The organism is Moraxella macacae 0408225, assembly GCF_000320365.1.
Lineage (GTDB): Bacteria > Pseudomonadota > Gammaproteobacteria > Pseudomonadales > Moraxellaceae > Faucicola > Faucicola macacae.
This window is the reverse complement of record NZ_ANIN01000002.1, coordinates 526,274-548,684: the sequence shown is the minus strand read 5'-3', so window position 1 is coordinate 548,684 and position 22,411 is coordinate 526,274. Positions and strand designations below refer to the sequence as shown.

Genomic DNA, 22,411 nt, shown 5'->3' with positions numbered 1-22,411 from the left:
ATGACTATTTATTTAATAAATACAAAACGAAACAATAGAAAATAGAAAAATGGAAAAATCTTACATTTTACAGTAAAATTAGAAAAATTCCCCTTTTTTTGTAAGAATTTTACTTTTCACATAACTTTTATTTTTCACCTTAAGGAACTTATCATGAAATATTACAATGATACTGATAACCAAGAAACCCAAGAGTGGCTCGATGCGTTTGAATCGGTGATCAAACACACCGATAAAGAGCGTGCGACGTTTTTGTTAAAAGCCTTATATAACAAAGCGGTGCAAGAGGGCGTGTTGTTTAACCGCCTTGACACGGCTTATATCAATACCATTCCAGTAGAAGATCAGCCATCTTATCCGGGTGATTTGACTTTGGAGCGTAAAATTCGTGCATTAATTCGTTACAATGCATTGGCCATGGTTATGCGTGCCAATAAAAACAACGATGATTTGGGCGGACATTTGGCAACTTTTGCATCCAGTGCAACTTTGTACGAAACAGGATTTAACCATTTTTGGCGAGCAGCAGATGAACATTTTGGCGGTGATATGATTTATTATCAAGGTCATGGTTCACCAGGAATGTACGCGCGTTCGTTTTTAGAGGGGCGTTTGAGTGAAGAACAACTGATTAATTTTCGCCGTGAAGTGGGCGGTAAAGGCCTGTCAAGTTATCCACACCCATATCTGATGCCTGATTATTGGCAATTTCCAACCGTGTCAATGGGCTTAGGGCCACTGATGTCAATCTATCAAGCCCATATCCAAAATTATCTGGAGAATCGCGGTTTATTGCCAAAACAAGAACGCAAAATTTGGGCTTTCTTAGGCGATGGTGAAACCGATGAGCCAGAAAGTTTAGGTGCAATTAGCCTTGCAGGACGTGAAAAATTAGAAAATTTAATTTGGGTAATTAACTGTAACCTACAACGCCTTGATGGGCCTGTGCGTGGTAATGGTAAAATCATTCAGGAACTTGAGTCGGTATTCCGCGGTGCAGGTTGGCGCGTGATTAAAGTCATTTGGGGTGGCAAATGGGATACACTATTAGACAAAGATCACACAGGTGCATTAAAACAGCGTATGGAGGAAGCGGTTGATGGTGAATATCAGCTGTATAAAGCACGTGATGGCAAATTTGTGCGTGAACATTTTTTTGGCAAATACCCAGAACTTGCCGAAATGGTAAAAGATTGGAGCGATGACGAAATTCAGCACCTTGATCGTGGAGGACATGATCCAATCAAGGTTTACACAGCCTTTAGCGAAGCAATGAAAACCAAAGGGCAACCAACGGTTGTGTTGGTAAAAACCGTCAAAGGTTATGGCTTATCCGCTCAATCACAATCTGTAAACAAAACCCACCAAATCAAAAAATTAGAAATTGAAAATTTAAAATATTTTAGAGATCGTTTTGATTTGCCCTTTACCGATGATCAGCTAGAAGAGTTGCCTTTTTATCGCCCAAATGAAAATTCAGCCGAATACAAATACCTAATGGGGCGTCGTCAAGCATTGGGCGGACATTTGCCAAGCCGTCGCAGTGGACACATTCCGCTTGAAATTCCAAGCCTTGATGTGTTTGACAAAGTGCTACAAGGCAGTGGTGATAAAGAACAATCCACCACCATGGTATTTGTGCGTTTATTGTCAGCCTTGTTAAAAAATAAAGCCATTCAAGATCGGGTTGTGCCAATTGTGCCTGATGAAGCACGTACATTTGGTTTAGAGGGTATGTTCCGCCAACTTGGTATTTATTCTGCCAATGGGCAAAAATACATTGCCGAAGATGCCGATGCCTTGATGGGTTATCGTGAAGCGATTGATGGACATATGTTAGAAGAAGGAATTAATGAAGCAGGGGCAATGAGTGCGTGGATTGCGTTGGCGACAAGTTACTCAACCAATGCACTGCCAATGATTCCGTTTTATATTTATTATTCAATGTTTGGTTTTCAACGCATTGGTGATTTGGCGTGGGCGGCAGGTGATAGTCAAGCACAAGGATTTTTGCTTGGGGGTACGGCAGGGCGCACTACGTTAAATGGTGAGGGTTTACAGCACCAAGATGGTCATCAGTTGATTTTATTTAACACAATTCCAAACTGTGTTACTTACGATCCATGTTACGGCTATGAACTTGCAGTGATTATTCAAGATGGTTTACGTCGTATGTATGGCGAGGGTGAACGCGTGTACTATTATGTTACGTTAATGAACGAAAACTATGTACAACCCGCCTTGCCTACCAACCGCGATTATGTAGAAGAAGGCATCAAAAAAGGCATGTATTTGTTACATGACAACGGTTCAAAACAAGTACAATTGCTCGGTTCTGGTGTGATTTTGCGTGAAGTGGAAAAAGCGGCAAAAATTTTAGCTGATGAATTTAACATTTCAGCCAATGTTTGGAGCGTAACAAGTTTTAATGAATTAACCCGCGAAGCTATGGCTTGTGATGAATACAACCGTCTTCACCCAACAGAAGAACAAAAAGTAGCATGGGTAACCGAACAATTGGCACAGCACGATGGTATTGTGGTTGCATCAACTGACTACATGCGTCAATTTTCAGAGCAAATCCGTGCGTGGCTACCAGAGGGCAAGCCTTATACCACGCTAGGTACTGATGGTTATGGGCGTTCGGATTCACGTGCTAATTTGCGTAGTTTCTTTAAAGTAGATGCAGCTCATATCGTGGTTGCCACTTTAAAACAACTGGCAGATGTTGGCGAGGTTGAGTTGCGTCTTGTCAAAGATGCAATTGTAAGCCTTGGTATTGATGCAGATGCAAGCCCAGCTTGGTATCCACAACACCAAATCGATCAATCACCTGATGCTCCTGTTACACAAGGCACAGGCGTAAATGCCAAACCTGTACCACAGTTGGTTGAAGAAGACGATGAAAGCATCAGCGAAAGCAAAGCAGAAGATAAAGCCGATGCCTCTATGTTGGATAATCAATAACCGTAAAATGTTTGGTTGTGTTAATCAGTGGGTAAAATTTGGCTAACCCACTGATTTTAAAAAAATTAGTTCATTTTTATTTCATAGTTTTTTTAATATGTATTTTAAAAAATAAAAGGATAAATCATGCAAATTACAGTCCCAGACTTGGGTGTAGAGAATGCCGAAGTCAGTGAAATTATGGTAAAAGTTGGCGATATGATTGAGGTTAATGACAACATCGTACTGCTAGAATCAGACAAAGCTTCGGTAGAAGTGCCAAGTACCGCACAAGGTAAAATCACCGAAATTTTAATCAATGTTGGCGATAAACTTAAAGAAGGCGATGTGATTTTAACCTTAGAATCAAAGGTTAATGAATCAGAGATTGATGCCAAAGCCACACAGCCAACCGATACAGTGGCTAAAACTAAGGTTGAATCCGATCAACCAACTCAAGATAAGCCAGATCCAAAAGTAGAACAGTCAGCACAATCACAAACCGTACAAGCAGGGGAACAAACATTTGCTCTGCCTGATTTGGGTGTAGAAGAAGCCGAAGTTGCTGAAATTATGGTAAATGTGGGTGATACAGTAACAGCCGATCAGCCTGTGATTTTGATGGAATCTGACAAAGCATCGGTAGAGGTGCCTGCTCCCACAAGCGGTAAAGTGGTAAAAATTTTGCTAAATGCAGGTGATATTGCCAAAAACGGACAAAATTTCATTGTGATTGAAACAACAAGTTTAGCACCAACCACGACACCAACACCAAAAACCGAAACCGCCAAAACCGAAGCCACATCAGAGTCAAAATCAACTCCAAAACCTGTTGAGCCTACCAAAACAGCCGAAACGCAACCACAACCGTTAACCGAGCAACCGTTAACCGAGCAACAAGTAAATGCCAAATTAAGCGATGCCTATGCAGGGCCTGCTGTACGTAAACTTACGCGCCAGTTGGGTGTGGATATCACGCAAGTAAAAGGCACAGGCATTAATGGGCGTGTGATTAAAGAAGATCTGTTTGCTTATGTCAAGCAACAACTGCAAAATCCAAAAGCAACAGCAGTGGCAAAATCAAACACATCTGGTACAAGTTTACCGCCTTTGCCTGATATGAGTAAAGTGGAAATTTGGGGCGAAACTTACACCGAGGATTTATCACGCCTACAAAAAGTGTCCATTCCACAGCTAAACTACAACACCTTATTGCCACAGGTAACGCAGTTTGATTTGGCGGACATTACCGATACTGAAAACTTGCGCGGTGAGTTAAAAGACGATCTTAAAAAACAAGGTGTATCGTTGACCATTTTGGCTTTTATTATGAAAGCGGCCGCCTATGCTCTACAAAAAAATCCAAAATTCAACAGTCATTTATCCGATGACAACACTCAAATCATCGTGCGTAAATCGGTGAACATGGGTTTTGCTGTAGCAACTGATAACGGCTTAACCGTGCCTGTTATCCAAAATGTGCAAGATAAAGGCATTGTACAACTTGCAAAAGAAATTGGTGAACTTGCCAAAAAGGCCCGTGATAACAAGCTAACTGCCAAAGAATTGCAAGGGGCGTCGTTTACCATTTCCAGTCAAGGCAATTTGGGCGGAACGTATTTTACGCCACTGGTTAATTGGCCACAAGTGGCAATTTTGGGCGTGTCAGAAACTACCTTTCAGCCGCGTTGGAATGGCAAAGAATTTGAACCGCGTTTAATGTTGCCTTTGTCGCTTTCGTATGATCACCGTGTGATTAATGGTGCTGATGCTGCTGTGTTTACTCGTCAAATTGCAAAATTATTGCAAGATCCGCGTAAAATTTTGTTGTAATTGTTTTGTTGTCATGAATAAATTCATTGTAACAAAAACCAAAACATGAAAAACCAAAACATGAAACGGTAAAAAGGCAAACTTAAGGCTTGCCTTTTTATCTGCTTGGGTGATTTAGGCGATTAATTTGGGATAAATCGTTCAATTTCGGTTGCTAAATCTGGGGCAAAAACATCGGTTTTTAACACACGAACCTCGGCAAGTGAAAAACTTTGTGGTGCTTGCCCTGTTAAAATACCAGCCATTTCAGCAATGATATTCATGTGGCTTACAATGACTACGCACGCATGTTTGTTTGTTTTATCAGTTAGATCTTTTGATAATAAATCCGATAACTTGTTAATCGCTATGTTGGCATCGTCGTTGGGTGTAATGTTGTCAAAAACTTGATATGGAATGTTGGCAAAATTTTGTTTGATAATTGCACAAGTTTGTACCGCTCGGTTGTAAGGGCTTGAAATAAATAGGGTAGGTCTGGTGTGGTTTGTTGTCCAATTTTCAAGCCATGTGGCACTTTGACAGGCTTGGGTTTTGCCAAGTTCGGATAAGTTGCGTTCGTTATCAGGGTGGGTATAAGCCCCTGCATCGCCGTGGCGGATTAAGATGATTTTCATGTTTTGTCCTTTTGGTGTTTTATTGGGGTTTTTTATGTTGGGGTTTGGGTATGTTTTGTATGTCAGTTTGTATGTCAATTATCGTGTGGCATGACAAATTCCACATCACTGCGAAAGCCTTTTTCCATCAATTCAAGAGCAACACCAAACGGTGCTTGTTGATTAAAAATCACATCGTACAATGCATGAGTAATTGGCATATAAATGCCATTTTTTATTGATTTTTCATGTACTTGCTGAATGGTATTGATACCCTCTGCCGTTTGTCCGAGTTTTTTAACCGCTTGTTCTAAACTTAAACCTTTGCCAAGCATATTGCCAACTTGGTAATTGCGACTTAGCGGTGATGCACAAGTGGCATACAAATCACCCACGCCTGACAAGCCCAAAAAAGTGAGTGGATTTGCCCCTGCTTGCACGCCAAAGCGACTCATCTCGGCCAAGGCACGGGTTAGCAGCATGGCTTTGGTATTTTCGCCCACGTCATACGCTTGTGCCATGCCCATTGCAATGGCGTAAATATTTTTTAACGCACCGCCAAGCTCTACGCCAACCACATCATCACTGCCAAAAACCCGAAAAAAAGCCCCATGCAATGCCACTTGTACCGCATGACGTACCGCTTCGTTATCACTGGCAATGACAGTTGCTGAGGGCATATTGTTCATAATTTCTTTGGCAAGGTTTGGGCCACTCATAACACCAAACGCCACTTGAGGCAATTCTTGTTGGATAATCTCACTCATCAAGGCAAAAGTATCCTTTTCCATGCCTTTGGTGAGTGAGATGATAACTTGCGATGTGATAAACGGCGCAATTTTTTGTAAAGTTTCGCGAAACGCCAGACTTGGAATTGCCACAAAAACAAGGTCTTTGCCTTTGACGGCTTTTTCTAAATCATGTTCAAATTTTAAGCGTTTATCCAGTTTAAAATCAGGCAAATATTTTTTGTTAACGTGCGTTTTTTGCATGGTTTTTACCGTGTTTTTATCACGTACCCACAGCGTAGAATCGCAACCATTGCGACTGGCAAGATTTGCCATAGCCGTGCCAAAACTACCACCGCCCAAAAATACCAAACTTAACGGAGCGGTCAAACCTTTATTGTTGTCATCGTTTTGCGATTTGGTTTTGCGATTTTTAAAATTTTGGAGCATTTCACTAAGCAAATGTTTAGCCTTGTTCATATCGGCAAAATTCTCACCAAAATGTTCACCAAAATTTAAGGCTTCATTTTTAAGATTTTCTAATTTTAAATTTTCTAAATTGAGATTGTCTAATGGGTTTTTCATTGTTTTCCTGTTCTTGTGGTTTCCTGTTTTTATTAAAAATGATTTTATTAAAAATGATTTTATTAAAAAGTATCTTTACTTAAACTGAACAAATTCATCAAGATTAATCGTTTTACGTGGCGGTAATTGTACGTCTGCTGTGCCAACATACACAAAAGCAACGACATCATTTTCGCTTGAAATGCCAAAAAAATTTTTAACGGCTTGACTGTTCATCAAATCTCCACTGCGCCACACACTGGCAAAACCTTGGGCTTGTAATGCCAGCAACAGATTTTGTACGCCTGCACCCGCGGACAACAGTTGCTCAAATTTTGGCACTTTTGGGTGTTCTTTATAATCGGTCAAACAGGCAATAATCATAGGGGCTCGTTTTGGCAAAAGTTTGGCTTTTTCTAATGCAATTTCGTTGGTTTCACCGTTTTCGATGCTTGCGTTTTGTAATGCCATGCCTAGATTATCCAAACTTTGCTTTTCCAGTACAACAAAACGAAAGGGCTTAAGTTGTTTGTGATCGGGGGCGGTAAGGGCGGTTGCGACGGCTTGCTTGATTTGTTCAGGTGTAGGGGTGGGTGCAAGCAATCTTCCGACAGAGCGGCGAGATTGGATAAAAGTTAAAATTTGTTGGCTATTCATTGTTTTTCCTTGGTTTTAAAAGTAAAAGTTTGAATTTTAAACGCGAAAATTAAACGTAAAAATTTGACTTATCATACCTTAATTTTGACTTTTTATTAAGTCAATTTTTGCAATTGTAATAATTTTGTGTTGGTTGTTTTATGTTGGCTACAAAAAACTTGGCAAAATCTTCAGCAATTTATTGTTAAAATGTGCTAAAATAAGCAATTTTAACATCAGAAACTTTAACATCAGAAACATCAGATAGGAAAAATCATGCCAACTCCCATTCATGAACGAAAACTTGCCAATGCCATTCGTGTTCTTGCTTTTGATGCGGTACAAAAGGCCAATTCAGGGCATCCAGGAGCGCCGATGGGTATGGCGGATATTGCCGAAGTTGTGTGGCGAAAGTTTTTAAAACACAATCCGGTTGATCCAAATTGGGCGAATCGTGATCGCTTTGTGTTGTCAAACGGACATGGATCTATGTTGCTTTATGCCTTGCTTCATTTGACAGGGTATGAGTTAAGCCTTGATGACTTAAAAAATTTTCGTCAGTTGCATTCAAAAACCCCAGGGCATCCGGAGTATGGTTACACAGCAGGCGTAGAAACCACCACAGGGCCTCTTGGTCAAGGGCTTGCCAATGCTGTGGGTTTTGCGATTGCTGAAAAAACTTTAGCCCAGCAGTTTAACCGCGCAGGGCATGAGATTATCAATCATCATACTTATGTGTTTTTGGGCGATGGTTGTTTGATGGAGGGGATTAGTCATGAAGTGTGTTCATTGGCAGGAACGCTTGGACTTGGCAAATTGATTGCGTATTATGATGACAATGGCATTTCAATTGATGGCGAGGTTGAGGGTTGGTTTTCAGATGACACGCAAAAACGTTTTGAGGCTTACGGTTGGCAGGTACAAAAAATTGACGGACACGATACCGATGCAATTACCCAAGCGACAATCAACGCCCTTAACGAGACAAGCAAACCATCACTGATTATGTGTAAAACCGTGATCGGAGCAGGATCGCCAAACAAACAAGGCAAAGAAGAGTCGCACGGATCGCCACTTGGAGCAGATGAAATTAAACTTACGCGTGAAACCTTAGCATGGGTAGACGATGCGTTTGTTATCAATCAAGAAATTTATGATGCATGGGATAACAAGGCGAAAGGGCAAGCGTTACAAGGCAATTGGCAAGCGGATTTTGACAATTACAAAAAACAGCACCCAATGTTGGCTGATGAATTGTTGCGCCGTTTAAATGGTGATTTGCCTGCAGATTTTGACAAGGTTGCCTATGATTTTATCAAAGATTGTCAAAGCAAGGGTGAAAGTGTGGCCAGTCGTAAGGCTAGTCAAAATACCATTAACGCCTTGCAGCCTTTAATGCCTGAATTGCTTGGTGGTTCGGCGGATTTGGCAGGATCGAATTTGACATGGTTTCACAATGCCAAAGCCTTAGAACATGATCCTGCGGGCAATTATATTCATTATGGTGTGCGTGAATTTGGTATGACGGCGATTGCCAATGGCATAGCGTTGCACGGCGGATTTATACCCTATGTGGCGACGTTTTTGATGTTTATGGAATACGCTCGTAACGCTGTACGTATGTCAGCACTTATGAAACAACGCGTCATTCACGTTTATACGCATGACAGCATTGGGCTGGGCGAAGATGGCCCGACGCATCAGCCGGTTGAACAGTTAACCGCTTTAAGAAGTACACCAAATTTACACACATGGCGGCCTTGTGATACGGTAGAGTCGGCAGTGGCTTGGGTTGAGGCATTAAAAACCAAAACCACGCCGTCTGCTTTGATTTTTAGCCGTCAAAATTTGGCTTGCCAAAGTCGCGATGATGATCAAATTGCCAACATTGCCAAAGGCGGTTATATTTTGGCAAAAGAAAAAGGCGAATTAAAAGCTATTATTATTGCCACAGGATCGGAAGTTGAAATTGCAATGAATGCATTCAACAGCTTAGATGGTCAAGGCATACGCGTGGTATCGATGCCTTGTGCCGAGGTATTTATCAATCAAGACAATGATTATCGTGAAAGCGTGTTGCCCTCTAATATCCGAGCAAGGGTTGCAATAGAAGCATCTCACACAGATTTTTGGTATAAATTTGTGGGGCTTGATGGCAAGGTGATCGGCATGACAACCTTTGGCGAATCAGCTCCTGCTAAGCAGTTGTTTAATCATTTTGGCATTACCGCCGAAGCGGTGATACAAGCGGTTACGTCGCTCATTAAGGGCTAAATTTATTTTCTTTAACTGTTTATAACTGTTTATAACTTTATTTAGGAAAACTTTATTAGGATTTGTTATGAAACTTTCTGCTTTATGGGCTTTGGCAGGCTTGATGACATTGACAATCAATGCCAATGCACACAATAACGCACACAGTCATGCAAGTAAACCAGAGCACAATTTGATTGGTTTTTCAACAAATGCCACGCAAAAAGTGGAAAATGACGAAGTTCATGCCACGATGAGTAAAAGCATTTGGCATAAATCCAGTGCTGAAGTGGCAAAACGCATTACTGAAACGCTAAACCAAGCGATGATGATTGCCAAAAAATACCCAAGCGTAACAGTCAATACTGGCAGTCAATCCACTTACCCTGAATATGACAAAAACCAAAAAATCAGTGGCTGGACAGGGCGGGCAACCTTGCAGTTAAAAAGCAGTGATACGGTCGCGGTCAGTCAGTTAATTGCAGATTTACAAAATTTTATGCAATTAAGCGGTCTTGATTTTTCGGTGTCAGAATCCAAACAAAAAGCCATCACGCAAACACTTATGATTGATGCATCAAAGGCTTTTCAACAACAAGCCAAAAACTTATTGCCTGTATGGAATGCAACCGATTATCAGTTGGTGAGTTTGGATTTTACTCAAGGCAGCGGTCATAATTATGCATCTTATAGCAAGGAGTTGGCAATGCCTGTTGCGACAGATGTGAGCATACCTACTCAAAATTTTGCAGTGGGGGAAAGTACAATTTCGGTTACCGCAAACGGCGTGATTCAATTGGTAAAATAACAAGGTTGGTTAGATGAATTTATTGGACTGTGTAGAAGTTGTTCATAATCCCAATGCGTTGCCAATTACGCACAGTGTGATTTGGTTGCACGGATTGGGTGCAAATGGCCATGATTTTGAGCCGATTGTGCCTGAGTTGGATCTGGATACAAGCTGTGGTGTGCGCTTTATTTTTCCGCACGCACCGTCTATCCCTGTTACGATAAACGGCGGTTATGTCATGCCTGCTTGGTATGATATTTTGGAGGCAAGTTTGGATCGAAAAATTGATGTGGGGCAAATTGAACAATCAAGCAATGCGATTAAAGCCTTGATTTTGCGTGAAATGGAGCGTGGCATACCAAGCGAGCGGATCGTGTTGGCAGGTTTTTCTCAAGGCGGTGCAGTGGCATACCAAACGGCATTAACTTTTGATAAGCCACTGGCGGGTTTGTTGGCTTTGTCTACTTATTTGGCAACCAAAGACACGCTAAGCGAAAAGGCAATGAATCCATCTTTGCCAATTCTAATACAACACGGCACGCAAGATCCGATTGTGGCTGAAGTGTTGGGACAACAAGCGGTTTTTTGGCTAAAACAGCATGGATTTAAACCAGTTTACCAAACTTATCCGATGGCTCATCAAGTTTGTTTACCACAAATTAAAGCAATTGGACAATGGTTAAATCAACGATTTGTTTGATTGATTGTTAAAATTTTTATCGATAAAACTTTATACAATATCGATAACAATATTGATAAAATTGATAAAATTGATAAAATTGATAAAATAAAAACCAAAAAAGATAAAAATACCGCCAATTTTTGACGGTATTTTTTTGTGTATGTCAGAAAAATGCGTTATTTGATACGCATATCACCTGTTTCAACAAAACGCTGATGCCACGATAACGCTTCTGTTAGAATGTGTGGTGTGTGTAAACCGCCCAATTTTTTGCTAAGTGCTTCGGCACGATCGTAGTAATCGCGAAGCATATCACGATAATCTGGGTGCGAACAGTTTTCAATGATTAATTTGGCACGTTGACTGGGTGATTTACCACGCAAATCAGCCATGCCTTGTTCGGTAACGATAAACATGACATCATGCTCGGTATGGTCATGATGGCTTACCATTGGAACAATGGCTGAAATTGCACCGCCTTTGGCAACTGATGGGCTAACGTAAATACTAAAGAAACCGTTACGCGTAAAATCACCAGAACCACCGATACCGTTCATCATCTTTGTGCCCATGATGTGCGTTGAATTTACATTTCCGTAAATATCCGCTTCAATCATAGCGTTCATACCAATCACCCCTAAGCGACGAATCACCTCCGGATTGTTGGTGTACTCCATTGGACGCAAAATGATTTTATCGCGTAAAAACTCAATGTTGTCGTTAAAACGCTGTAACGCATCTGGGCTAAATGATAAGGCTGTGGCGGAGGCGGTTTTCATTTTGCCAGCAATGATCAAATCTAACATACCATCTTGCAACACTTCGGTATAACCCAACAAATCATCAAATGGTGCATCTAATAACCCTGCCATCACTGCGTTTGCTACATTGCCTACGCCTGATTGGAGTGGCAATAAATTTTTTGACAAACGTCCTGCTTTGACTTCGTGATCAAAAAAGTCAATAATTTGGGCGGCAATGCGTTTTGAAACATCATCAGGTTCGGCAAATTTAGAGTTGCGATCGCTTGCACTGGTTAGAACAATTGCTACAATTTTATCAAGATCACATTCTAAATAAGGCGTGCCGATGCGATCAAACGATCCGATGATGTTGATCGGTTTGCGGTGTGGTGGCATACCGATGTCATAAACCACATCGTGCATGCCTTCTAGCAAGGCGTTTTGGGCATCATTGACTTCAATGATGACTTTGTCGCACGCTTTTAACACTTCGTTGGCATGACCGATACCCATTGCTGGAATGATTTTACCTTCTTCTGTGATGCCCGATGCCTCAATAATTGCAACATCAAATTTGCCATAAAAACCTTGGCGAATTTGTTGTTCGACGTGCGATAAATGCATGTCTTGATAAGAAATATCACCTGCGTTAATGCCATTGCGTAAATTTGGATCAGATTGGAATGGGCTGCGAAACTTAATTGCTCCAGCTTCTGCCAAAACACCATCACACTCAGGTGCAGTAGAAGCACCTGTAATCATGTTAATGCCAAATGAGCGTCCTGCACTGTGTTCGGCCTTGGCTTTATTGGCAATAGCAGTTGGCAAGGCTTTTGGATAACCTGCACCTGTAAAACCTGTAATTCCCAAGGTCATGCCATCTTGAATAAAATCAGCCGCTGCTTCTGCGCTCATAATTTTGTTTTTCAATCCTTCGTGTCTAATGCGTTGTATGCCACTCATTGTGTGCTCCTGTTGTCAGAATATTAAAAATTAAAATGAATTGTTAAAAATTATAAAATTTACTAACAATTGTATTTACTAACAATCTTGTTTAATCAAGTCTTATTTATCTAAATTAAACTGTTTTATTGTTAAAATCAATCGACATTAAAATCAATCGATATTAAAACAATCGATGTTAAAACAATCGATGTTAAAACCAATCAATTTATCAATTTTAAACCTTATCTAATATAGCTAAACTTGCCTAATTTGACAAGTTTTTTTTGCTAAAAATCGCATTTTATTCACCAAATGACAATGAACGATCAATTGCTCGCCAACCGATGTCGCGCCGAAATTGTTTGCCGTTAAAGTCAATGGTTTTGCAGGTTTGTAAGGCTTTTTGTTGGGCGGTTTTAAGGGTGTCAGCCAAGGCAGTTACGCACAAAACGCGGCCGCCGTTTGTAACAACTTTGCCTTCATGGTTAATTTTTGTGCCTGCGTGAAAAACTTTGACATCATCAAAATGATTGTCAAGCCCTGTGATGATCTCATGGCCGCTTGAGTTTTCAGGGTAACCACCACTTGCCAATACAATGCCTAATGCTACACGATTATCCCATTTGGCGGATTTTGGTAAATTGCCTTTTAGGCCTTGTTCGATCAGATCCACCAATGATGATTGTAAGCGCATCATAATCGGTTGGGTTTCAGGATCGCCAAATCGGCAATTAAATTCAATGACGTATGGGTTGTTTTGTGCATCAATCATAAGGCCTGCATACAAAAACCCTGTGTACGGCGTGCCATTGGCGTTCATTGCATCTACAACAGGGCGGATAATGCGATCGATAACCTTAGTGTGCACATCGCCAGTTACGATAGGGGCAGGACTGTACGCACCCATTCCACCGGTGTTTGGACCAATATCACCTTCGCCTATGCGTTTATGATCTTGACTGGTTGCCATGGGTAGAATGTTATTGCCATCAATCATACAGATAAAAGAGGCCTCTTCACCGGTTAAGAATTGTTCGATAACCACGCGACTGCCTGCACTGCCAAATTTATTGCCACTAAGCATATCACGTACTGCATGAATTGCTTCGTCATCTGTCATTGCCACAACCACGCCTTTGCCAGCTGCCAGTCCGTCCGCTTTAATGACAATTGGTGTGCCGTTTTGTTGGATAAAATCAATTGCAAGGTTTACATCGCTAAAAGTTTGGTATTTGGCTGTGGGAATGTTATGGGCGATCATAAAGTCTTTGGCAAAGGCTTTTGAGCCCTCCAGTTGAGCACAATACGCCACAGGCCCCCAGGCTTTGATGTTTGCTTGAGTTAAATCATCAACCAACCCTGCCACAAGCGGTGCCTCTGGCCCTACCACAACAAACGCAATGTTGTTTGTGTTACAAAACTCAATCACATCACGATGGTTGTTCATATCAATGTTGATGTTTTGAAGTTTGGTTTCTGTTGCTGTGCCTGCATTGCCTGTGGCAACAAAAACCGTATCTACGCGTTCATCTTTGGCACACGCCCACGCCAGTGCATGTTCGCGTCCGCCCATACCAATAACTAAAATTTTCATAAGCATTTTCCTTGAATTTTTGGTGAAATTTTTCGCTGTTAAAACGGTTTGCTAAAATATTGCAATAAAAAATCGGCTTATTGTAACAAAATTTGGCGTATAATGGGTATTTTTTGCAAAACCATGCAAAAACTTTTACCATGCAACATTTTTTAAAAAGTCATACATACAAATTTTAAAAAGTCATACATACAAAGGATAAAAGCAATGAGCAAAACAAGCCAAAAATTTATCATAGGCGTAGATGAAGTTGGGCGTGGCCCTTTATTTGGCGATGTGGTAGTGGCGGCGGTGTGTTTTCCTGTTGAGTTATTAACGGTTGAGAACCTACAGACATCACAAAATCTGGTTAACGCACAAAATTTGTTTAACGCACAAAATTTGTTTACACCGCCTGATATTTATCAAGCAGATCAGGTAAAAATAATTGCCAATCATTCATTGACAGCTTTGACCGATTCTAAAAAATTATCCACCAAAAAACGTGAGCGGTTGTTTGAGCTGATCAAACAACACGCAACCGCCTTTAGTGTGATAAAAATTGCCCCAACTGTGATTGATGAATTAAATATTTTGCAGGCAACCTTGTTTGGTATGAGTCAGGCAATTGAAACGATTGTGCAAACAATCACGCAATCATGTTGTGAATCATTGCCTAATGCCAAACATTTTGCACCAGAATTTTATGTGGTGATCGATGGCAATCAATTGCCAAACATCGACCATTTAGCCAATGCCACAACCATCAAGTTACGAAGCATCAAGTTACAAAGCATCAAGTTACGAAGCATTGTCAAAGGCGACAGCAAACACGCTTGTATTAGTGGGGCAAGCGTATTGGCAAAAGTGGTGCGAGACACAGACATGCTGGCAATGGATAAAAAATACCCAAATTATGGATTGGCAAAACACAAAGGCTATCCAACAGAGCTGCATTTGCAAGCCATTGAAAAATATGGTGTTTTGCCAGAACATCGCCGAAGTTTTGCCCCTATCAAAAACAAATTAATTTAAATACTAACTTAACTATTAATTTAATTTAACTAAAAACTAATTTAAAAAACGCAAGAGTTATAAGCCGGGTTATAAACGTTCAATCAATTTGGGCAAATCACCATAAAATACGCCAATGCCTACGCCTTTATAACCGTGGTTGGCTAAAGAGATGCTGGATACTGGGATAACAGGCAGGTTGGTCAAGTTGTATTCGCTGGCTAAAATATTGGCAAAATAACTGGTTAAATAGTCAAAACCTGCATCGGCAAGGTAAACAAACGCCTGATTGTCTTTGATTAATTGTTTGATGTTGTCTGCCATTTTGCATAAGGTTGGGTTGATTTTGCGTACTTTTTCGGTTGCGACAATGTAACCTGCTTGGTTAATTTCCATAATGGGTTTAATGTCAAACAAATTGGCAAAAAAACTTGCAGGTGCGGACAATTTTTTGGCTCTGGTGATATAGCTTAAGTCGCTTAGGGTAAAGAAAAATGCACTGTGTTCGCGGATATAATCCAAACGGCTCGTTACCTCGGCGATATTTTTACCCTGGCTTAGCATTAAGTCAGCTTCGTATGCCATTGCCCCTTCGGTTAAGTTTAAATTAAGACTGTCATAAATATAAATGTTCATTTTATCTTCAAAACTGCGTCGGCATTTTTGCACGATTTTATAAGTTTCGCTAAATTTTGATGACAAAGTACACACAAACACGGTCTGATAGCCTTCGGTGTATACATTTTGAAAAATAGCCATAATTTCGCTTTCAGTTGGCGGTGAGGTTTTTGCCAATGCGTTTGGTGAGGTTTGCATGATGTGGGTTAACGAACTGGGGTTAATGTTTTTACCATCTAAAAATTCAACATTATTAATATTTAAATGCAGTGGAATGCTCTGAACATTGTGTGTTAAGTTTAAATTGGTCAAACAAGATGAAGACGTACTTAAAACAAGGTGTTTCATAAAATCAACTGCCTAAAGTCAATATAAATGTATCTAAGTAGTGTAGCCAAAAATATACAAAGTTGCAATATATTTGCAAGTTATTTTTAAAAAACTTAAAAATTGTTTAAAAAATCGTAAGAATGCTTGATTTTAAAAAAGAGTGCTTGATTTTAAAAAATGTGCGTTTTATTATGACAAACTACATTGACAAATTCTTGCTTATAAATCTACGCAATCTATCGGAAAAATTATGGCAAATACATTGCAAAAACGCACCTTGACTGGCAAAACCATCGTGGTAAAAATCGGATCATCACTGCTAACCAACAATGGACGTGGGCTTGATCGCACGGCTATTTATGAATGGGCAAAACAAATTGCTCGGCTACAAAATAACGGCTATCGCATGCTTTTGGTGTCATCGGGTGCTGTGGCAGAAGGCGTGGTACGTATGAATCTTGACGAACGCCCAAAAAAATTAGAAGCCTTGCAGGCTTGTGCATCGGTTGGACAAATGGGTTTGATAGAAACATGGTGGCAAGCATGCATTCAATATGGTGTGCAAACTTCCCAACTTTTGTTAACTCATGATGATTTGGCAAATCGCAATCGCTATTTAAACGCCGCCAATACGTTGCACCAATTGTTGGATTGGCGAGTGTTGCCCGTGATTAATGAAAATGACACTGTCAGTGTTGATGAAATTAAATTTGGTGATAATGACAGCTTAGGGGCAATGGTAGCGAGTATGGTCAAAGCTGATTTATACATTATTTTGACGGATCAAGATGGCGTTTTTACCGACAATCCACGCACCAATCCAAATGCAACACTCATTCATAGCGAACGTGCAATGGCGGATTATCTTTTTGATATTGCAGGTGATGGGGGAAAATTAGGACGTGGCGGTATGTTAACCAAAATCCGTGCTGGACGTTTGGCAGCAATGGGGGGTTGTCCAACTGTGATCGCCAATGGCGGTTATGATGATGTGATTAGCCGTGTGGTGGCAGGCGAGAGGATTGGTACGTTATTAACCACCAATGAAGAAGACAAAAAAATTGCAAAAAAACAATGGCTTGCTGCTCATATTCGTATGGCGGGGCGTTTGATTCTTGATGATGGTGCGGTGAAAGCGATAGTAAACAATGGCAAAAGTTTGTTGCCAATTGGCGTGATAGAAGTACAAGGTGATTTTGATGAGGGTGATGTGGTGGAATGTGTGGATACTCAAGGGGTACGCGTGGCTGTAGGACAGGTGAGTTTTTCCGCCAATATTGCCAAACAAATTGCAAAAAAACACAGTCAAGAAATCAGCCAAATTTTGGGTGATAAATTGGGCGAAAAAGCCGAGCAGGTGATTTTACACCGCGATAATATGGCTGTGGTAGTTTAAATTTTTTTAGTTAAATGTAATGTTTAACCAATATTTAACCAACATTGTTTGGTAACAGTTTTAATAAAAGTGTTTAATAAAAAGGCAACAATCCATCGTTATTGCCTTTATCAATATTGCCTTTATCAACTTGTCAATTTAATCGATCTTAAAAAGTCAAATTAACCCCAATTCTGTTACCAGAGATTTATTCGGTTTAACGTGATTCATGCTATAAAAATGTAAAGCTGGCACACCTTCTGCGATTAGACGCTCGCACAGACTTATCACCACATCAAAACCAAAGGCCTGCACCGCACGGCTGTCATCACCAAAATCGGCAAATTTTTTACGCATAAAACGTGGCACATCTGCCCCACAACTGTCAGCAAAACGAATTAAACTGCTTGCTTTGGTAATTGGCATAATGCCTGCGGTGATGGGAAAGTTTTCCTGATGAATGCCTTTTTTGGCAAGCTCATCACGCAAATACAGATAGCTATCGGCATTATAAAAAAATTGGGTGATGGCCTCAGAAGCCCCTGCGTGATATTTGGCAATCAGTTGCTCAATGTCATGGGCAAAACTTTTGGCTTGTGGGTGCATTTCTGGGTAAGCGGCAACTTTTATTTGAAAATGTTCAGCACTGTGATGACGAATAAACTTAACCAAATCAAGGGCATAGGGCAATTCACCATAGCCGACTTGACCGCTCGGTAAATCACCACGCAACGCCACCAGGCGCGTTATGCCAAGCGATTTGTAAAAATCTAACAATTCACCAATCTGCTTTTTGTTATCACCAATGCACGACATATGTGGGGCAATCGGTGTGTTGCTTCTTTCAATTAATGCCTTAACAATTCCCAATGTGCGTTCACGCGTTGTGCCACCAGCACCGTAAGTTACCGAGAAATATTTAGGGTTAAGAGCATTTAATTCATCAAAAGTTGTCATGAGTTTTTCTTGCCCTTCATCGGTTTTGACAGGGAAAAACTCAAAGGAAAATGGCACTTTTTTAAAGGTTTTTGATGTCTTTTGTTTGGTTGCTTGCTCATGCAAATCTGTTTTTAGAGCACCAACTAAGTTTTCAATGTCATTTAGGCGGTTGATAAGGGTTAGATATTGAGTCATGACGGTTTATTGCTTTAAATTTATTTGCTTTAAATTAAGTTAAAATGCTATGTAGCTATTGTGTAACTGTTTTTATAACCATTTTTATAACCATTTTTTAGTTGTATGGTTATATTTAGTTGCATGGTTAAGTTGCATGGTTAAATAGCTACATAGCTTTATGTTACTGGATTGTTTGGCTATTTACCGCGTTATTTTATAAGCGGTATGAGTGCTTTATAGCCTGCACTTTCCATTTTGTTGAGTGGTATAAAGTCTAACGCATCACCATTGATGCAATACCGCTTACCACCACGATCTTTTGGACCATCATCAAACACATGCCCCAAATGCGAATTTGCTGTACGCGAACGCACTTCGGTGCGATGCATATTGTAGCTGTTGTCGTCATGCTTGGTGATGACTGCCTCGCTTATGGGTTTGACAAAACTTGGCCAACCGCAACCAGAAGCATACTTATCACTGGATAAAAACAACGGTTCACGGCTAACAATGTCTACATAAAGTCCTTTGTCAAACAAATGATCATATTCATGACTAAACGCTCGTTCTGTGCCAGCATTTTGGGTGATGTGGCGCTGTTTATCGTTTAAGTGGGATAAATTTTTGTCATAATTGGCATAGCGCTTAGGGTTTAATGCTTCATCAATGCTATTGGCAGGTGCAAGTTTGACAATTTTATCATTGGCAAGACTGATGTCAACATGACAGTAGCCGTTTGGATTTTTTGTTAAGTAGTCCTGATGATAGTTTTCAGCTTCGCTAAATTTAACCAAGGGCAGGTTTTCAACTTGCAACGGCGTTTTGTATTGTTTTTGCAAAGTATTCAAGGCATTGGCAATAATTTGTTTGTCGCTTGGGTTGGTATAATAGACGCCCGTACGGTATTGCACGCCTTTGTCATTGCCTTGTTTGTTTAGGCTTGTTGGATCGATAATGCGAAAATAATATTGCAAAATCGTGTCCAAGTCTACTTTATCGGCATCAAAGATCACTTTTACCGTCTCGGCATGTCCTGATCCTGCAATCACCTGTTCATAAGTGGGCTTGTCTGTTTTACCATTGGCGTAACCGGAAATGGCATCTACCACGCCGTCTACGCGTTCAAAATAAGCTTCTACGCCCCAAAAACAGCCTCCCGCCAAATAAATGGTCTGCGTGTTAATCGGTTTGCCTTGGGCGTTATAGTACACGCCGTCTTTTTGCGTTGCTTGGTTTTTGCTATCTGCGTTTTTGCTATCCGCCTTGCTTGAAGAGTTGGTTTTTGTGTTTAAGGCTTTTAGTTGATTAAGCTCATTTGGGTGGCTTGCCAAATAATGGGCTTGCTCTTTGGTGAGATTGCCTTTATTGAGGTAAACCAAGTCGCCGTTTTTATCAAGCACCGCCCAACTTGGATATACTTGAACACCAAACGTGCGAATGAGTTTGCCCTCAGGATCAATCAGTACGGGCAATTTTGGATAGTCTTTTTGTACCACGCTATACCAATCTTTAAACTCATTGGTGGGTTTTTCGTTTAATTGTGTGGGACTGGTAACGGTGATGACATTAAAGCCGTCAAAAGCAGGATCGCTTGCCCATTCGTGAGTTTCGCCCAGTGTGGATAAGCATAAAGGGCACCAACTTGCCCAAAATTTTACCAGTGTGGGCTTGTTTGGATCAATGATGTCTTTGCCTGTTGCACCAAGCGTGGTTGTCAATTGAGGCAGATTGTGTAAGGTTTTTAGTGTGTTGGTTGGTAACATGGCTTTTTCCTGTTGAGTGGTTTTGGCATGACTTTCGTTTTTGGCATGGCTTTCACAAGCGATGACAAGGCTAGATATACCGATGGTAGCAAGGGCAGAAATACTAATGAGCGATAAATTTTTTAGGGCGTTGTTTGGGATTTTTGGTTTCATGATTGGATAATCCGCTAATTGCTTAATGCCAATTGTATAATGAGGTTTTAAGCTTATTTATTAATGTGAATAAAACTGATAAATTTTGGTATATCAATTTGCCTGGTTTTGGTTAAAATTTAACCACTCCATAATCACGCATTAATAAATTTCTGTCAAGAGTGAACATGTGTTTTTTTGTTATGCCATATTAAGCGATTGTAAATCAAATATTGGGCGAAATTTCACCCAATATTTTTTTTCACCCAATATTTATTTTTGTTTGTGCTTGATTGATAAATTTATCTAAAAATTTAATCACTTAGCAATCAATACTTGTATTCATCTGTCTTAAATGGACCGTCAACAGAAACCCCTAAATAATCGGCCTGCTCTTGAGTGAGTTTGGTAATGACGCCATTAAAACCTGCTACCATAGCGGCGGCAACTTCTTCATCTAATTTTTTTGGTAAAACTTTAACATAGACGTTTTGGGGTTTTTTGTCTGTTGGCAAATCAGCAAATTTTTCTTGGTACAGGTGAATTTGTGCAAGCACTTGGTTGGCAAATGAGCCGTCCATAATGCGAGATGGGTGGCCTGTGGCATTGCCAAGGTTGACAAGACGACCCTCAGATAAGACGATTAAATAATCACTTGCATCGTTAGAACGATAAACCTGATGCACTTGTGGTTTAATCTCTTCCCAACGCCAGTTATCGTGCATAAATTGCGTGTCAATCTCGGTGTCAAAATGTCCAATGTTGCACACCACAGCGGTTGATTTTAAGGCTTTTAGCATATCAGCATTGCACACGTGATAATTGCCTGTGGTGGTAACAATCAAATCGGTATCTTTTAGTAATGCTTCGTTTATGCCACTGTTAGGATTGCCCTCGATAAACGGCGATACCAACTCATAGCCGTCCATACATGCTTGCATAGCACAGATGGGATCAACCTCGCTGATACGCACAATCATGCCTTCTTGGCGTAGACTTTGGGCTGAACCTTTACCGACATCACCATAGCCAATCACCAACGCACGACGTCCTGACAATAGCATATCCGTACCGCGTTTGATGGCATCGTTTAGCGAATGACGACAGCCGTATTTGTTGTCATTTTTGGATTTGGTAACGGCATCATTGACGTTAATAGCAGGGATTTTTAGATCGCCTTTGTTGAACATATCAATTAAACGGTGAACGCCTGTTGTTGTTTCTTCGGAGACACCGTGGATTTTGTCTAACATTTGTGGGTATTTGTCATGAATTAAAGCGGTTAAATCACCACCATCATCAAGAATGATATTGGCATCCCAAAGCTTACCGTTTTCTTCACCACCTACAAACAACTGTTGACGCAAGCACCACGCATATTCTTCTTCGGTTTCACCTTTCCACGCAAACACAGGAATGCCCACTGCTGCAATTGCGGCCGCTGCGTGATCTTGGGTTGAGAATATATTGCACGAAGTCCAACGAACCTCCGCTCCCAAAGCAACCAAAGTTTCAATTAACACCGCCGTTTGAATGGTCATATGGATACAGCCAACGATTTTTGCACCTTTTAACGGCTGCTTGGCTTGGTAACGACTGCGTAGCCCCATTAACGCTGGCATTTCGGTTTCGGCAAGTTTAATTTCTTTGCGACCATAATCAGCAAGACTGATATCGGCGACCTTGTAATCGTCAAAACCATTATTATTGGAAGAAGTTGATTTTAGAGGGTTTGAGTTAAGAGTATTTGACACTGCGTTCATACAGTTTTCCTTAA

At 40.6% G+C, this 22,411-nt stretch carries 16 protein-coding genes; 7 read left to right on the top strand and 9 right to left on the bottom strand.

All coding sequences use genetic code 11. The annotated features are described in order from the left end of the window. The first annotated feature begins 153 nt into the window (after positions 1-153). Complete coding sequence (gene aceE, locus MOMA_RS07990) at positions 154-2,967, top strand: pyruvate dehydrogenase (acetyl-transferring), homodimeric type (RefSeq protein WP_009502022.1); 2,814 nt, start codon at positions 154-156, stop codon at positions 2,965-2,967. A gap of 126 nt (positions 2,968-3,093) precedes the next feature. After that, complete coding sequence (gene aceF, locus MOMA_RS07985; protein WP_009502021.1) at positions 3,094-4,779, top strand: dihydrolipoyllysine-residue acetyltransferase; 1,686 nt, start codon at positions 3,094-3,096, stop codon at positions 4,777-4,779. Between the two features lie 122 nt (positions 4,780-4,901). Here aceF and sixA read toward each other — a convergent pair whose 3' ends face one another. From sixA to MOMA_RS07970, 3 genes are all read right to left on the bottom strand, one after another. Continuing rightward, positions 4,902-5,393, bottom strand: coding sequence for a phosphohistidine phosphatase SixA (gene sixA / locus MOMA_RS07980; RefSeq protein ID WP_009502020.1), 492 nt, complete (start codon positions 5,391-5,393; stop codon positions 4,902-4,904). A 74-nt stretch (positions 5,394-5,467) separates the two neighbouring features. Further along, positions 5,468-6,685 carry an NAD(P)H-dependent glycerol-3-phosphate dehydrogenase gene (locus MOMA_RS07975; RefSeq protein ID WP_009502019.1) on the bottom strand — a complete coding sequence of 406 codons (1,218 nt, stop codon included), beginning with the start codon at positions 6,683-6,685 and terminating at the stop codon, positions 5,468-5,470. Positions 6,686-6,760: 75 nt separating this feature from the next. Continuing rightward, positions 6,761-7,321 (bottom strand): nitroreductase family protein, encoded by a 561-nt coding sequence (locus tag MOMA_RS07970; protein WP_009502018.1) that lies wholly within the window; start codon positions 7,319-7,321, stop codon positions 6,761-6,763. A gap of 255 nt (positions 7,322-7,576) precedes the next feature. Here MOMA_RS07970 and tkt point away from each other — a divergent pair, with 255 nt between their 5' ends. The 3 genes from tkt (at position 7,577) to MOMA_RS07955 (ending at position 11,043) form a co-directional block, all read left to right on the top strand. Further along, positions 7,577-9,574 carry a transketolase gene (gene tkt, locus MOMA_RS07965; RefSeq protein WP_009502017.1) on the top strand — a complete coding sequence of 666 codons (1,998 nt, stop codon included), beginning with the start codon at positions 7,577-7,579 and terminating at the stop codon, positions 9,572-9,574. A gap of 67 nt (positions 9,575-9,641) precedes the next feature. After that, positions 9,642-10,361, top strand: a complete 720-nt coding sequence (locus tag MOMA_RS07960) for an SIMPL domain-containing protein (protein ID WP_009502016.1) — start codon at positions 9,642-9,644, stop codon at positions 10,359-10,361. A gap of 13 nt (positions 10,362-10,374) precedes the next feature. Then, the gene (locus MOMA_RS07955) at positions 10,375-11,043 is read left to right on the top strand and encodes an alpha/beta hydrolase (protein WP_009502015.1); all 669 of its coding nucleotides are present in this window, start codon (positions 10,375-10,377) and stop codon (positions 11,041-11,043) included. A 158-nt stretch (positions 11,044-11,201) separates the two neighbouring features. On the opposite strand, the gene MOMA_RS07950 is transcribed toward MOMA_RS07955, so the two are convergent. Continuing rightward, positions 11,202-12,731, bottom strand: a complete 1,530-nt coding sequence (locus MOMA_RS07950) for an acetyl-CoA hydrolase/transferase family protein (RefSeq protein ID WP_009502014.1) — start codon at positions 12,729-12,731, stop codon at positions 11,202-11,204. Between the two features lie 283 nt (positions 12,732-13,014). Continuing rightward, entirely contained in the window at positions 13,015-14,307 is a 1,293-nt protein-coding gene (gene purD, locus MOMA_RS07945; protein WP_009502013.1) for a phosphoribosylamine--glycine ligase, read from the bottom strand. Between the two features lie 207 nt (positions 14,308-14,514). Here purD and MOMA_RS07940 point away from each other — a divergent pair, with 207 nt between their 5' ends. After that, positions 14,515-15,321 (top strand): ribonuclease HII, encoded by an 807-nt coding sequence (locus tag MOMA_RS07940; protein WP_009502012.1) that lies wholly within the window; start codon positions 14,515-14,517, stop codon positions 15,319-15,321. 69 nt (positions 15,322-15,390) lie between these two features. Here MOMA_RS07940 and MOMA_RS07935 read toward each other — a convergent pair whose 3' ends face one another. Further along, complete coding sequence (locus MOMA_RS07935; protein WP_009502011.1) at positions 15,391-16,266, bottom strand: DegV family protein; 876 nt, start codon at positions 16,264-16,266, stop codon at positions 15,391-15,393. A 232-nt stretch (positions 16,267-16,498) separates the two neighbouring features. Here MOMA_RS07935 and proB point away from each other — a divergent pair, with 232 nt between their 5' ends. Then, positions 16,499-17,644: a glutamate 5-kinase gene (gene proB, locus MOMA_RS07930; RefSeq protein WP_009502010.1), complete on the top strand. Its 1,146-nt coding sequence runs from the start codon at positions 16,499-16,501 to the stop codon at positions 17,642-17,644. Between the two features lie 156 nt (positions 17,645-17,800). Here proB and metF read toward each other — a convergent pair whose 3' ends face one another. The 3 genes from metF to ahcY form a co-directional block, all read right to left on the bottom strand. Continuing rightward, positions 17,801-18,757 (bottom strand): methylenetetrahydrofolate reductase [NAD(P)H], encoded by a 957-nt coding sequence (gene metF / locus MOMA_RS07925; protein ID WP_009502009.1) that lies wholly within the window; start codon positions 18,755-18,757, stop codon positions 17,801-17,803. A gap of 191 nt (positions 18,758-18,948) precedes the next feature. Next, a complete protein-coding gene (gene msrAB, locus MOMA_RS07920; RefSeq protein WP_040625188.1) occupies positions 18,949-20,658 on the bottom strand; it encodes a bifunctional peptide-methionine (S)-S-oxide reductase MsrA/peptide-methionine (R)-S-oxide reductase MsrB in 1,710 nt (569 codons plus the stop codon). Between the two features lie 305 nt (positions 20,659-20,963). After that, positions 20,964-22,397, bottom strand: a complete 1,434-nt coding sequence (gene ahcY, locus MOMA_RS07915) for an adenosylhomocysteinase (RefSeq protein ID WP_009502007.1) — start codon at positions 22,395-22,397, stop codon at positions 20,964-20,966. Positions 22,398-22,411 lie beyond the last annotated feature (14 nt).

Bases quoted from the DNA above. Each gene is read 5' to 3' on its own strand.
- aceE (WP_009502022.1), top strand. From the start codon at position 154: ATGAAATATTACAATGATACTGATAACCAAGAAACCCAAGAGTGGCTC.
- aceF (WP_009502021.1), top strand. From the start codon at position 3,094: ATGCAAATTACAGTCCCAGACTTGGGTGTAGAGAATGCCGAAGTCAGT.
- sixA (WP_009502020.1), bottom strand. From the start codon at position 5,393: ATGAAAATCATCTTAATCCGCCACGGCGATGCAGGGGCTTATACCCAC.
- MOMA_RS07975 (WP_009502019.1), bottom strand. From the start codon at position 6,685: ATGAAAAACCCATTAGACAATCTCAATTTAGAAAATTTAAAATTAGAA.
- MOMA_RS07970 (WP_009502018.1), bottom strand. From the start codon at position 7,321: ATGAATAGCCAACAAATTTTAACTTTTATCCAATCTCGCCGCTCTGTC.
- tkt (WP_009502017.1), top strand. From the start codon at position 7,577: ATGCCAACTCCCATTCATGAACGAAAACTTGCCAATGCCATTCGTGTT.
- MOMA_RS07960 (WP_009502016.1), top strand. From the start codon at position 9,642: ATGAAACTTTCTGCTTTATGGGCTTTGGCAGGCTTGATGACATTGACA.
- MOMA_RS07955 (WP_009502015.1), top strand. From the start codon at position 10,375: ATGAATTTATTGGACTGTGTAGAAGTTGTTCATAATCCCAATGCGTTG.
- MOMA_RS07950 (WP_009502014.1), bottom strand. From the start codon at position 12,731: ATGAGTGGCATACAACGCATTAGACACGAAGGATTGAAAAACAAAATT.
- purD (WP_009502013.1), bottom strand. From the start codon at position 14,307: ATGAAAATTTTAGTTATTGGTATGGGCGGACGCGAACATGCACTGGCG.
- MOMA_RS07940 (WP_009502012.1), top strand. From the start codon at position 14,515: ATGAGCAAAACAAGCCAAAAATTTATCATAGGCGTAGATGAAGTTGGG.
- MOMA_RS07935 (WP_009502011.1), bottom strand. From the start codon at position 16,266: ATGAAACACCTTGTTTTAAGTACGTCTTCATCTTGTTTGACCAATTTA.
- proB (WP_009502010.1), top strand. From the start codon at position 16,499: ATGGCAAATACATTGCAAAAACGCACCTTGACTGGCAAAACCATCGTG.
- metF (WP_009502009.1), bottom strand. From the start codon at position 18,757: ATGACTCAATATCTAACCCTTATCAACCGCCTAAATGACATTGAAAAC.
- ahcY (WP_009502007.1), bottom strand. From the start codon at position 22,397: ATGAACGCAGTGTCAAATACTCTTAACTCAAACCCTCTAAAATCAACT.